This is a genomic window from Bradyrhizobium sp. SZCCHNS2022 (genome assembly GCF_032377575.1).
GTDB lineage: Bacteria > Pseudomonadota > Alphaproteobacteria > Rhizobiales > Xanthobacteraceae > Bradyrhizobium > Bradyrhizobium aeschynomenes.
This window is the reverse complement of the sequence record NZ_JAUHHZ010000001.1, coordinates 4,447,240-4,459,420: the sequence shown is the minus strand read 5'-3', so window position 1 is coordinate 4,459,420 and position 12,181 is coordinate 4,447,240. Positions and strand designations below refer to the sequence as shown.

The window sequence follows — 12,181 nt, the reverse complement described above, 5'->3', positions numbered from 1 at the left end:
CCACGCGGTTCTGCGCCACGACAATGCCGCCCTCAGTGCGTAAGGCCGGCCTGCTGACATGCCATCGGGTCGAGAGCGAAGGAGAATGAACCGACGGCAAGGGCATGTTCGGAGATCTCGAGCGAATGGTCTCCGATCATGCGGAGGCGAAGCGCTCGAATCCAATAGAAACTCGGCATTTGGCGATTGCTCAAACAGCAACGCTTGCCTCATCGCGATGCCATTGCGGAATGACATTCAATCCGGCAGTCGCAATGTCTTTCCCGGCGCGAAGGACTCGATATCGCTGATGACCTCATCGAGGCACTGGAGGAATTCCTCGACGATCATCGGCAGCCGCCGGCCTGTCAGCACCTGCACCTGAATGGAGCGCTGCTCGAGAATCGGATGCGCGAGTGGCAGTGCAACCACTCCTCTATTCTTCACGTGCTTGACCATGGACAGGAAGCTGGCGATGGAAAGGCCAGCCCCCGTCAAGACAAGCTGATGAATGGTGGCCGAGGATGTGGTTTCGAGAACGGGTTTTACCGCTACGCCCTCATGCGCGCAGGCCATGTCGAAAAGCTGGCGTACAGTGTTTTCCGTCCCCATCAGAAACATGGGAACCTTCTCGAGATCCTTCAGGGTCAGGCTCGAGCGGCCGGCATAGGCGTGATCGGTACTTGCGAAGGCCATGATGGCGCCATTGAGCCGGCGAAGCACCCGGATCTCGGGCTGTGGCGCCAGCGAGAAGGCGATGCCGATATCCGCTTCGCCCGAGCGCACACGCTCGGTCACGAGGCGTGAACTGAGGACCGAAAGTTTCACATGCACGCCTGGCCGTAGGCGCTGAAGGCGCGCGATGGCCATGGGCATGGCATATTGCGCTGTTCCCTCCACCGCGGTGATGCGCAAGACGGCGGTTTCGTGCCCCCGCAGGCGTTGCAGATCCGCGCTGACCCGCTCGTTCTCCAGCTCCTGCCGGCGGGCGTGGTTCGCCAGAATTTCACCGGCGTGGGTGAGGCGCATTCCCCGTGCGTGCCGTTCGAACAGGGGAATGCCAAGCTGCGCTTCCAGTCCCGCGATCTGGCGGGAAATCGCAGAGCCTGCGACGTGAAGAACCTCCCCCGCAGCTTGCACGGACCCCGTTCGCGCCACGGCAGCAAAATAACGCAGGGCTGTGCTGTCCATGGGTAGGAATCCTGACGAGATGCGAGTGTTGCCGAAAAGGCAATGCTTTCATCTAATCATTCTTATTGCGGCATCGCAACGCCTCGTGCAGCTTTTCGGCGGGCAGGTCAGGGCCTACGCGGGAGACGCCAATGCCATTCAGGAAAGTACTGGTACAGACATGCGCGTTCGCGCTGCTGGCCAGCAGCATGGTGGCCATTGCGCCCGCCAATGCCGGGCAGAAGGATGACACCATCCGCTTCGCTTATGAGCAGGTGCCGGAAAGTGTCGACCCCTTCTTCAACAACGTGCGCGTCGGCGTGATCATGGGCCAACTGGTCTGGGATACGCTGATCTATCGCGACCCCAACACCAATGAATACAAGGGTCAGCTTGCCAAGGAATGGAAATGGGCGGACGACACGACGCTCGATCTCACCCTGCGCGAGGGGATCAAGTTTCATAACGGCGAGGAATTCGACGCCGACGATGTGGTCTACACCTTGAATTTCGTCGCGAAGCCGGACAACAAGGTCGTCACCCAGACGAACGTGCACTGGATCGCGGGCGCCGAGAAACTCGGCAAGTATCAGGTACGGGTGAAGCTGAAACAGCCCTTCCCCGCCGCGATCGAATATCTTGCCGGCCCGGTGGTCATTCATCCGAACGAGTATTACGCGAAGGTTGGTCCGCAGGGCATGAATCAGAAGCCGGTCGGCACCGGCCCCTATCGCGTCGTGGAGCAGGTGCAGGGCAAATCGATCAAGCTCGTCGCCAATCCGGATTACCCGAAGGAGCTGCAAAAATCAGTTCCGAAGATCAAGAATCTCGAGATCCGCTTCCTTCCGGACCGGCAGACCCAGAATTCTGAAATCATGGCCGAAAACCTTGATTTCATCATGGGTGTGCAGGCCGACCAGGCTCTCGCCCTGAAGAGCGTGCCGCATCTGCAATCGGTCGAAGGCGAGACGATGCGCATCGTCTTCCTCAACTTGAATACGCGGGAGGACAGTCCGTTCCCCGCGATGCGCGACATTCGCGTCCGCAAGGCCATCGCCCATGCGATGCCGAAAGTGCAGATGGTGCGCCAGCTTCTGGGTGAGAAGGCGCGGCTGATCAACGTGGTCTGCTTCCCGAGCCAGTTCGGCTGCGATGATACCGGTGCGCCGATCTACGCTTATGATCCCAACAAGGCGCGTGACCTCTTGAAGGAGGCCGGATTCGGGCCGAACAACAAGCTTGAATTCGATATCGTCTCCTATCGCGAACGTGACCAGACCGAGGCGATGATCGGCGCGCTGCGCGCTGTCGGCATCACGGCCAACCTCAAGTTCATGCAATATGCTGCCATTCGCGAACAGATCCGCGCGAACAAGGTCGCTGTATCGCACCAGACCTGGGGATCGTTCTCGGTGAATGATGCGTCCGCCTCCACGCCGAACTTCTTCAAGTTCGGGGCGGATGACATGGCACGGGACCCTGAAATCCGCGACATTCTGGAAAAGGCGGATACATCCGTGGACCCTGCCGCGCGCAAGGAGGCTTACCGCAAGGCGCTGACGCTGATCCAGGAACGGGTGCTCGCCGTGCCGCTCTATTCGCTGACGACCCAATACGTGGCGAACAAGGCCCTGCGCTTCAACACCTATCCGGATGAGATTCCCCGCTTCTGGGAAATGAGCTGGAAATAACCCCCACTCTTTGCATCCGGCCACATGAATCCGTGCGGAAGGGGCCGTGCCTTCCCTTCCGCGAGCCAATCGAGTCCCGCTATGCTGCATTATTGCCTGAAACGTCTCGCGACGGCGTTTTTCGTGGCGTTGTTCGTCTCCATCCTCAGTTTCTTTCTCATCCGCATGTCGGGCGATGTCGCCATCGCGCTGGCGGGCGAAGGGGCGCGGCTGGAGGACATCGAGGCGGTTCGCACGTCTCACGGCCTCGATCGCCCTCTGATCGTGCAATATCTGGATTGGCTGGGCCGCGCGGCGACGGGCGATTTCGGCAATTCGCTCTATTTCAAGTCTCCCGTCATGGAGCTGATCGCCGACAAGATCGGCAACACGGTCATCCTCTCGCTCGCCGCGCTTCTTTTCGCTCTTGCGCTGGGCATTCCGCTGGGCGTGCTCTCGGCGGTGTATCAGGGCGGTCTCATCGATCGCCTGGCCTTGGGCATCGCCGTGGTGGGACAGGCGCTGCCGAATTTCTTCTTTGCGCTGATCCTCGTGATGTTTTTCGCCGTCAGCCTGCGTTGGGTGCCGGTTTCAGGCAGTGAAACCTGGCTGCATTTCGTGCTGCCCTCCATCGTGCTGGGCTATTACATCACGCCGCCCTTCATGCGTATCGTCCGGGCCGGGATGGTGGACGCGCTGGAGATGGATTTCGTCCGCACGGCGCGCGCCAAGGGTCTCTCGAAGGCGAAGGTGGTGCTGAAACACGCGCTTGCGAACGCTCTGGTGCCGGTGGTTGCCCTCTCGGGCGTGCAACTCGGCCATCTGCTGGGCGGCTCCATCGTGATCGAGACCATCTTCGCGCTCGATGGTCTCGGCTACCTCGCTTACCAGTCGATCACGCACAAGGATTTCCCGGTGACGCAGGTGATCCTGCTGCTGCTGGCCATCACCTATGTGCTGCTGACGCTCATCGCCGATCTCATCAATGCGTGGATCGACCCGCGCATCCGTGTCTCGTGAGGCTCGCATGACGTCCGCTTCCCTTTCGCCTTCCGCCAGCAGCGCCGGCGCCTTCATGAACAAGGTGCTGAGCCATCGCGGCCTCACCCTTGGGCTCATCCTGCTGGGGATCATCGTCTTCATGGCGGTCTTCGCGCCGCTGCTTGCGCCTCATGACCCTTACGATCAGGATCTCACGCGCCGCATGTTGCCGCCGTTCTGGAACCCGCGCGCCAACCCCGCGCATCTCCTCGGCACGGACAATCTCGGGCGCGATTATCTCTCGCGCATGATCTATGGCGCGCGGATTTCGCTGCTGATCGGCTTCTCCGTGATGGTGATTTCGGGGCTGGTGGGAACAGGCATCGGCTTGCTCGCAGGATATTTTGGCGGTCGGGTCGATCTCTTCATCACCTTCATCGTCACCACGCGCCTTGCCATTCCGGTCGTGCTCGTCGCACTCGCGGTCGTGGCGTTCATCGGCAACTCGCTGCTCATCGTAATTCTTGTGCTGGGGCTGCTGAAATGGGATCGCATCGCGGTGGTGATGCGGGCGGCAACCCAGCAGGTCCGCTCGCTGGACTACGTGGCGGCGGCGGAAGCGGCCGGGGCGAGCGTGCCGCGCATAATCCTGCGCGAGGTTCTGCCGAACGTCTTCCCGCAACTCGTCGTCGTGGCGACCGTGGAAGCCGCGAGCGCCATCCTTCTGGAGGCCGCGCTCTCCTTCCTCGGGCTTGGCGTGCAGCCTCCGCTGCCCTCCTGGGGGCTGATGATCTCGGAAGCCAAGACCATGATGTTCTTCGCATTCTGGATGATCGCGCTGCCGGGCAGCATGCTGGCTTTGCTGGTGTTTGCCATCAACCTCGTGGGTGACGGCTTGCGTGACCTGATCGTTCCGAAGGGGAGGGGCTGAGATGCCGGACGTTCCGGGCTCGACCATGAACGAGCATCCGCTGCTGCGCGTGGAGGATCTGCGCGTCGATATCACCACGGGGCGCGGCACGCTCCGCGCGGTGCGTGGCATTTCCTTCGAGGTGAAGGCGGGCGAAACCTTCTGCCTGGTGGGCGAATCGGGCTGCGGCAAATCCATGACCGCGATGTCGATCATGGGCCTGCTGCCGAAAGCGGCGCAGCGCAGCTTCGGCACGCTCGCCTATCATGGCCGCCCCCTCGCCGCGAGCGAGGCCGAGCATCTCAACGGCGACGAGATCGCGATGATCTTCCAGGAGCCGATGACCTCGCTGAACCCCATCTTCAACATCGGTGATCAGCTGATGGAGGGCTATCTGCGCCATCGCCGGTCCTCGCGGGCTGAAGCGCGGGAGCGCGCTCTTTTCCTGTTGGAAAAGGTGGGCATCGCCAATGGCGAGAGACGCCTCACCCAATATCCGCACCAGCTTTCCGGTGGTTTGCGCCAGCGAGTCATGATCGCCATGGCGCTGATGTGCGGCCCGAAGCTGCTGATCGCGGATGAACCGACGACCGCGCTCGACGTGACCATCCAGGCGCAGATCCTGCACATGCTCGCGAGCCTGCGGCGGGAATTCGGCCTCGGGATGATGCTCATCACGCATGATCTCGGGCTCGTCGCCCGCGTCGCGGATCGGGTGGCTGTGATGTATGCCGGTGAGATCGTCGAGGAAGGGCCGGTGGGAGATATCTTTCGCGCGCCGAAGCACCCCTATACGCGCGGGTTGCTGGCCTGCATCCCCGTGCCTGGCCGCACGAAACCCGGCGAGGCTTTGGGCGCCATTCCGGGCAACGTGCCTTCGCTGATCGGCCATGTGCAGGGTTGCGCCTTCCGCGAGCGCTGCGACCTGTCGGATGCGACCTGCGCCGGCAACATTTCCGAAATCCAGACCGGAGGCCATCGCTGGCGCTGCCTCAAATCCAGTCCCGATGAAGTGGAGGCCGCGTGATGAGCACCCCCATCCTTTCCATACGGGGTGTGACCAAGCGCTTCACCCTCGCGCAGGGTCTGTTTCGCAACCCGGCCACGCTCAACGCGGTGAACGGCGTCCACCTCGATATCGCCGAGGGCGAGATCGTCGGCATCGTGGGCGAAAGCGGGTGCGGAAAATCCACGCTCGGCCGTATCGTCACCGGCCTTATGCGGCCAAGCGAGGGCGCGGTCCGCTTTCGCGGACAGGACATCACCGCGATCGAGCGGCGGGAACTCGCCCGGCTGGTTCAGCCCATTTTCCAGGACCCGTATTCCTCGCTGAACCCGCGCCGGTCCATTGCCGCCACCGTGGCCGAGCCGCTGGAAATCCACGGCATCGGCGACAGATCGGAGCGCATGGACAAGGCCGTGGCCATGCTCGATCGCGTGGGGCTGCCGAGCCGCTTCGCCAGCAATGTTCCGAGCCAACTTTCGGGTGGCCAGCGCCAGCGGGTGGCCATTGCGCGGGCGCTGATCCTCAATCCGCAACTCATCGTCTGCGACGAGCCGACCTCGGCGCTCGATGTTTCCGTGCAGTCGCAGATCCTCAATCTGCTGATGGAGCTGCGCCGCGATTTCCGGCTCACCTATCTGTTCATCTCCCATAACCTCGCGGTCGTCGAGCATATCGCCGATCGCGTCGGCGTGATGTATCTTGGCCGGATGGTCGAGGTCGCGCCCTCCGCGAATCTCTTCGCGAAGCCGCAGCATCCCTATACGCGCGCGCTGCTCCATTCCGTGCTGAGCCCCGAGCCGGGGGCCGGGGTGCCGGATATCGGGCTGAAGGGCGGTTTCCCAGATCCGACCAACCCGCCCTCCGGCTGCGTGTTTCACCCCCGCTGTCCGATCGCCGTCCACGAATGCGCGAAACGCGATCCCGCCCTCATGCCGGCCAATGGCGGCGTGGCGGCCTGCCATTTGATCGACCCCGACTTTCTGGAGGCGCCCGCTCGTGTCGCGTGAGAACGCCTTCGAGCGGAACGGCTCGGTGCTGTCGGTGCGATGCCGCGCTCCGCTCCATCACGAGACCCGCCACGTTTCGACAGGATAGACCGATGAAGAAGACGCAGGACCTCGCCCTCTGGATCACGGAAACACCGTTCGACGGATGGTCCGCCCTGGCGCGGGAACGCAGCCAGCATGCGCTCGAGGATTTCGTCGCGAGCGCGATAGCCGGTGCGAGAACCGAGGTCGCGCGGAAGCTTCGCGAAACACTGGCGCCGACGGGAAGCGGCAAGGCAAGCCTTGTCGGCGGCGGCGGGCTGCGCAGCTCGGCCGCCGTGGCGGCTCTGATCAACGGGGCCATCGGCCACACCGCCGAAATGGACGACAATTTCTTCCCCGGCCTCGGCCATTGCTGCGTGGTGGTCCATCCGGCCCTGCTCGCGCTTGGCGAGGAGAAGGGCATGCGCCTGTCGGACATCCACGATGCTTTCATCGTCGGCAGCGAGGTGATGGCCCGCCTCGGGAGCCTGCTCACAAGGGACCATACGGATCGCGGCTGGCATGGGACCTCGACAATCGGGGCGCTTGCCTCGGCGGCAGCCTGCGCCCGATTGCTGCGCCTGAGCCCGGAGGCCACGGCGACGGCCATCAGTCTGGCGCTCAGCATGGCGGCAGGCCCGAAAGCACAGTTCGGATACGACGCAAAACCCCTCCACGCCGGCCTTGCCGCGCAGGCGGGCGTGCAGGCGAGCGTGCTGGCCGCCGCAGGGCTGACAGCCAATCCGGAGCCGCTGGATGACCCCAACGGCTATCTCGCGCTCTATGGCGCGGGCCCGGATGGAGGCGAGGCTCTCCCGACGATCGGGCGGGAGCTTGCCATCGAGCGATGGGGACTGGCTTTCAAGCGCCATCCCTCCTGCGGCTCCACGCACCGGATTCTCGACGCGGTCATGCTGCTTCAGGTCGAAGAACCCTTCGCGGTGAAGGATGTCACCCATGTCCTCGCAGAGGTGGAATTCGGGAACGTGGTGAACCTGCGCTACCCCGACCCCAGAACCCCGAAGGAAGCCCAATTCTCGATGCCCTATTGCGCAGCGGTCGTGCTGCGGCGCGGCCATCTTTCGCTCGCTGACATGACCCAGCAGGCCGTGAATGATCCGGAAACCCGGCGCCTGATGCCGCTTGTCGAAATGCGCGCACTGTCCACGCCCTCGGTTCTCGATCCGGACAAGAGGCCGCCTCACCGCGTGACTGTCACGCTGAAGGATGGCCGGAAACTCGTCCGGGAGGTCCGGCATCCCAAGGGTACGGGGGCGAACCCGTTCTCGCCGGCCGATCGGGAGCAAAAATTCCACGCATGTTGCGATGGCATTCTGCCCAATGCAGGCCGGGATATCGTGCTGAAACTGCTGCGGGCCGACTCCGCGGAGATTTCAGCCGGCGCTCTCATGACCGCCTTGCGCTTCTGAAGCACCAGAGCCGAGGCTATTGCCGGCCCCCAGACCTGGGCGACGCATCTCAAGGCACCCTCGCGCCACATATCCTCGCCGTCGTCTACACGCGAACGCCAGCGAACTACACGCACACATGTTCGCTTCCGCGATGGGTATTTCGGAAGACCCCCGCCACCGGTGCTGATTTGAACCTGTCGGTTAGATTGCGTTGTGCAGCTGATCCCATCGACCGCTGGATCTCGTCATATCGCGCAATGCGCATTTGCTTCGAGCCGCCAGGAGATCCGCACGAACCACTTGGGCGACGGACTGGATGAGACATCACATGTTCGGTTGGTGTGGGGAAAGGGCGGTAGCGTTCCAGGACCCTGAACCCCGCCATAGCTCGACGACCGCCCCTGGGGCGGTGCGGGCGCCGCCGGAAATTCCTGTTTGCGAACAACGGGCCTGAAACGCTGGTGAGGTCTACTAAATCATTGATCGCCGTCCTGATTTTCGCCCCTGTCGTGCCCACCATCGGCCGAAGCGGCTGGTGGCCCATCCTGGTCCGGTTTCATGATCATTGACGTGTCCTCCGGGGTGAACGCGAGCTCGCCGGCTGCCCGACCGCAACTGCGAGCGCAGGCTCCGATGCCCCGTCGTCGTGACCCGATCAAGCCCGGCTCGATTGAACCGGCCATCCAGCCGAGTTTGTTCAGCCACGCCCTCCGTCATTGCGAGGAGCGTAGCGACGAAGCAATCCAGAGTTGCACTCGTGACTCTGGATTGCTTCGCTTCGCCCGCAAGGACGGCGGTTGGATTGTGATGACGGCGCTGAGACATGGCTTCGCGGCCTCGCGGCGCGCTTTCGCGTCCGAGCTTTGCTGATCGATGTCCCTCTTCCTGAGAAGAGGCACGGGGAATGCCGGGCGCTGGCCGCACCCATGGCCCGCCTGCAACAAAAAAGCAGGCGGCAGTCACCACAGGTTCAGCCGAGAACACCCGGCATTCCCCGCGCGATGGTTTTGACGGCTGCTTCGCGATCTCCCCGGTGCGCCGGGCTTTCTGGCCACCGTATCGCGACAATGCGCTTTCGCGCATTGCGCGGGACACCAGCATCGGGGTGTCAGGACCACGCGACTTGACCGTGCGCATCGCTGCCGTTCGTCGGCGCGGACAAGCCACGCTGCGACAACAACACGCCCACCGCATCCCGCCTCGACGTTCGTGACGACCGCGAAGCGCCCCTCGTGTGAGACGGGATGGCGACAGATAAACACGGATTCGGAAAAAAGGAAAGAGAAAAATTCGGCTTTCTGGAAGCAGCAGATTTTAGCCGCCGGAGGGCTGAACGTCCGCTTTTGACCCGAGGCGCACGACTTCGTTGGTTGCATCGTTCGGAATTCGATTTCCCCCTTCGGGGGATTGTTGAGCTGCTTCGCGAGATTGATGACTTCTTGATCCGACCAATCGAGATCAGATCGTTCGCCGTCTCCCCCTAGCCCGCCGAGCCTTCTCGGTCCGCGCCGGAGGAAACAGGCGGCCGTCGTCCGCTTGTGCGTCATTGACGGAAACCGCCTCGTCGTCCTTGATGCATTGTGGACTTTGCAAAGCAGTGACATCATCCCGCGATGATCAAGACTTCGCTTGCTGATCCGCGGACATGGGTGATCTGCTGGCTTTTCTGCTGCGCTGCTTACACCGGCGCAGGTGCCGGCATCATTCCCTGTCCGCCAAGTGCCATGCAGGCCATCATCTTCGAACATGTCCCGCCCGATATCGACGCCCCGGTTGCCATCGAAGCGACAATCGACGATCAGGCGCAAGCGAGCGATGCCAGCGGTCGTCCGATCGTCGTTCTGAATGCGCGGATCGAACGGGTGATCAAGGGATCAATAGATGCCGAGACCCTGAAGATCCTTGTCTACCCCGGCGCGTGCACCCTCACCGGCGTCGGTCGAGGGATCATCATCGGAAAGCTCCGAGACGATCCTCTCCGCGGGCTGATGCTGGAAGCGATGCGGGCAAACATACGGGACTGGTCGAAGGAGTTTTCGCAGAAGCAGATGAAGCTGCTGCAGAGCGCGGTCTGCAGGGCAAACGAGTCGGGGGGCCGAGAGTGCCGCTTGGTCGGCCCCTGAGGCAATCGCCGTGGCGGCGAGACGATTTCGTCATAGGGTCTTGGCCAAGACAAAACTTGGTTCTTACCTCACCAAGAATGGAGGACACGTCGCATGCGATCCTCGGTTGTTGCCCTGGCCGCGCTGCTTGCCCTCATTCCGCTGCAGGCTCGCCGGACGTCGCCCGGTCAGAACAAGCCGGGACTGAGATCAAGCCCGTAGGTCAGCGCCAGCGCCGCCACCAGCAAGACTGCGGCAGCGGCCAGCAAGACCTGCTTGAGCAGCGCGTCTGAAATGCCGGTTGATGAATCGGAAAAGACTTTGGAAATAGCTCTGGCCAGAGTCGTCATTTGCGACCTTGATCTCGCCCAATATGGATAAAGTCGCGCGAGCAAGCCCGAAGGTTCATCGCCGCAGGGGCGCCGTTGGGCGCATGAGTCTGCACGAGCCCGGTGTCGTCCGCCTGCTGACTTATTCGCGAACAGCAACCGCTATGGTCATACTGCTCGTTGAGGTTGACCTGAATCAATGCCCTACGGACGCAATTCCAATCTGCTTTGCGACCGTCTCTTGCGCTGACACGAAGGCCAGCCGCCAAGGGCGCGTTCGAGACCGAAGCGGCTCTGTGTCTGCTCGGATGTTCTCGCGGGCGGGAGGCAAACGCGCGGGCGAAGACCGCTATCGTTGGAAGAAGCGTCGTGTCGGCAACGGCAGTGCCGGCGAACAGCGAGGAGGGTGAAATGAAGGCATTGGGATCGATCGTCGCGGGATTGCTGGCCCTCATGCCGGCCGTCTCGATCGTGCCTGCCGAGGCCGCCAACGGATGCATGGAGATATGCAAAGCCGAGAACAGGCGGGATGTGCAAATGTGCAACTACCCAAGGAAGGAGATCGAAGAGCTGACGCGGTGCTTGGCCACGGCGCGCTCGAATTTCGATGCATGCAAGCAGGCGTGTGGGAAGTAGCGATCGAGGTGAACTCACGGCGATCACAGGTCGATGTCTTCGGTGTCGGAGTTGGTATCAAGGCCGCGTTCGTGTCAGGACGAAGTCCGCTATGGTCAGCTGATCACCCAAACGACTGCTTGATGGCAATTCGCGGCGCTCATGGCTTAGATGCTTCTGCCGCTCCCCTTGTACCTGACAGCGCCGATCGGGATTTCCGCCCTCGTCATTGCCACGCCGTTGGAGATCTTGGCTGCGAGGCGGGCTCCTGCCTCGCACTGCGCCAATCTCCAGTTGAACGGAGCGGACAATCCCGGCCAGGACGTCGGAGCGCCGGGCTTGCGAGGCCTACGACATCAATGATGTCTCCCGCTCTACGGCGGGCAGGGTGCGGGTGCAAAGAAACGGCGGCCTGCGTCGAGCGCAGGCCGCCAAGACCTTACGGCGCATGAGGCTGAGGAACGAAGCCGCCGACTAATGAGCGCGCTTGGCTCGCTTCAACTCGGCGACCTGAAACTTGCCGCCGGCCAGCAGGCTGGTGCAATGCAGCCAGACCTTGTTGCGATCCCAGCCGAGGAAGGCCTTGGTGCCCGCGCAATCGGCGTAGTCCCTGTATTTGAGCGTGTCGCTGCAGGCCGGATCGAAATGCGAGAATTCCTGGCCCGACAGGGCGCAGCCGACCCACGGCGCCTTCGCGGATTTGAAGCTCGTCTCGCAGCCGCCGTTGCAGCTGCTGCTCGTCATCTGAAGCTTGGCGAGCCTCTCCTCCACAGAGCCTGTCGGGGGGGCGGACGTGGTCGACGAAGCCGTCTGGGCGGCTGACGGTGCGCGGCGAGAGCTCGGGGCGTCGGCGGTGGCCTTCGACCTCGGGAGCCTTGTCGCCTGCTTCGGTGCGTCGACCGTCACGCCCTGAAGCGAGGTGGCGGGGCCTGGTGTGATTTGCGATACGGCAGGGCCGCATAGCAGGACGGTTGCCAGC

The 12,181-nt window shown here is 62.7% G+C and carries 11 protein-coding genes; 8 read left to right on the top strand and 3 right to left on the bottom strand.

Features of this window, described 5'->3' with window-relative positions:
* Nucleotides 1-237 precede the first annotated feature (237 nt).
* The gene (locus QXZ94_RS20070; protein WP_315721869.1) at nucleotides 238-1,170 is read right to left on the bottom strand and encodes a LysR family transcriptional regulator; all 933 of its coding nucleotides are present in this window, start codon (nucleotides 1,168-1,170) and stop codon (nucleotides 238-240) included.
* A 65-nt stretch (nucleotides 1,171-1,235) separates the two neighbouring features.
* Here QXZ94_RS20070 and QXZ94_RS20065 point away from each other — a divergent pair, with 65 nt between their 5' ends.
* The 7 genes from QXZ94_RS20065 (at nucleotide 1,236) to QXZ94_RS20035 (ending at nucleotide 10,279) form a co-directional block, all read left to right on the top strand.
* Nucleotides 1,236-2,840 (top strand): ABC transporter substrate-binding protein, encoded by a 1,605-nt coding sequence (locus QXZ94_RS20065; RefSeq protein ID WP_315721868.1) that lies wholly within the window; start codon nucleotides 1,236-1,238, stop codon nucleotides 2,838-2,840.
* A gap of 81 nt (nucleotides 2,841-2,921) precedes the next feature.
* Nucleotides 2,922-3,839, top strand: coding sequence for an ABC transporter permease (locus QXZ94_RS20060; RefSeq protein ID WP_315721867.1), 918 nt, complete (start codon nucleotides 2,922-2,924; stop codon nucleotides 3,837-3,839).
* Between the two features lie 7 nt (nucleotides 3,840-3,846).
* Entirely contained in the window at nucleotides 3,847-4,731 is an 885-nt protein-coding gene (locus QXZ94_RS20055; protein WP_315721866.1) for an ABC transporter permease, read from the top strand.
* 1 nt (nucleotide 4,732) lies between these two features.
* Nucleotides 4,733-5,737: an ABC transporter ATP-binding protein gene (locus QXZ94_RS20050; RefSeq protein ID WP_315721865.1), complete on the top strand. Its 1,005-nt coding sequence runs from the start codon at nucleotides 4,733-4,735 to the stop codon at nucleotides 5,735-5,737.
* Nucleotides 5,737-6,723, top strand: coding sequence for an oligopeptide/dipeptide ABC transporter ATP-binding protein (locus QXZ94_RS20045; protein WP_315721864.1), 987 nt, complete (start codon nucleotides 5,737-5,739; stop codon nucleotides 6,721-6,723). Before QXZ94_RS20050 ends, QXZ94_RS20045 begins: the two co-directional genes overlap by 1 nt.
* 92 nt (nucleotides 6,724-6,815) lie before the next feature.
* Complete coding sequence (locus QXZ94_RS20040) at nucleotides 6,816-8,174, top strand: MmgE/PrpD family protein (RefSeq protein WP_315721863.1); 1,359 nt, start codon at nucleotides 6,816-6,818, stop codon at nucleotides 8,172-8,174.
* 1,595 nt (nucleotides 8,175-9,769) lie between these two features.
* Nucleotides 9,770-10,279, top strand: a complete 510-nt coding sequence (locus QXZ94_RS20035; RefSeq protein ID WP_315721862.1) for a hypothetical protein — start codon at nucleotides 9,770-9,772, stop codon at nucleotides 10,277-10,279.
* Between the two features lie 167 nt (nucleotides 10,280-10,446).
* Here QXZ94_RS20035 and QXZ94_RS20030 read toward each other — a convergent pair whose 3' ends face one another.
* Complete coding sequence (locus QXZ94_RS20030) at nucleotides 10,447-10,608, bottom strand: hypothetical protein (protein ID WP_315721861.1); 162 nt, start codon at nucleotides 10,606-10,608, stop codon at nucleotides 10,447-10,449.
* Nucleotides 10,609-10,998: 390 nt separating this feature from the next.
* Between QXZ94_RS20030 and QXZ94_RS20025 the strand changes: the two genes are divergently transcribed.
* Nucleotides 10,999-11,223 (top strand): hypothetical protein, encoded by a 225-nt coding sequence (locus QXZ94_RS20025; RefSeq protein ID WP_172181189.1) that lies wholly within the window; start codon nucleotides 10,999-11,001, stop codon nucleotides 11,221-11,223.
* 453 nt (nucleotides 11,224-11,676) lie between these two features.
* Here QXZ94_RS20025 and QXZ94_RS20020 read toward each other — a convergent pair whose 3' ends face one another.
* Nucleotides 11,677-11,946 (bottom strand): hypothetical protein, encoded by a 270-nt coding sequence (locus QXZ94_RS20020; RefSeq protein WP_315721860.1) that lies wholly within the window; start codon nucleotides 11,944-11,946, stop codon nucleotides 11,677-11,679.
* Nucleotides 11,947-12,181: the final 235 nt, after the last annotated feature.

Coding starts and splice junctions, on each gene's coding strand:
- QXZ94_RS20070 (WP_315721869.1), bottom strand. CDS start 1,170: ATGGACAGCACAGCCCTGCGTTATTTTGCTGCCGTGGCGCGAACGGGG.
- QXZ94_RS20060 (WP_315721867.1), top strand. CDS start 2,922: ATGCTGCATTATTGCCTGAAACGTCTCGCGACGGCGTTTTTCGTGGCG.
- QXZ94_RS20055 (WP_315721866.1), top strand. CDS start 3,847: ATGACGTCCGCTTCCCTTTCGCCTTCCGCCAGCAGCGCCGGCGCCTTC.
- QXZ94_RS20050 (WP_315721865.1), top strand. CDS start 4,733: ATGCCGGACGTTCCGGGCTCGACCATGAACGAGCATCCGCTGCTGCGC.
- QXZ94_RS20045 (WP_315721864.1), top strand. CDS start 5,737: ATGAGCACCCCCATCCTTTCCATACGGGGTGTGACCAAGCGCTTCACC.
- QXZ94_RS20040 (WP_315721863.1), top strand. CDS start 6,816: ATGAAGAAGACGCAGGACCTCGCCCTCTGGATCACGGAAACACCGTTC.
- QXZ94_RS20035 (WP_315721862.1), top strand. CDS start 9,770: ATGATCAAGACTTCGCTTGCTGATCCGCGGACATGGGTGATCTGCTGG.
- QXZ94_RS20030 (WP_315721861.1), bottom strand. CDS start 10,608: ATGACGACTCTGGCCAGAGCTATTTCCAAAGTCTTTTCCGATTCATCA.
- QXZ94_RS20025 (WP_172181189.1), top strand. CDS start 10,999: ATGAAGGCATTGGGATCGATCGTCGCGGGATTGCTGGCCCTCATGCCG.
- QXZ94_RS20020 (WP_315721860.1), bottom strand. CDS start 11,946: ATGACGAGCAGCAGCTGCAACGGCGGCTGCGAGACGAGCTTCAAATCC.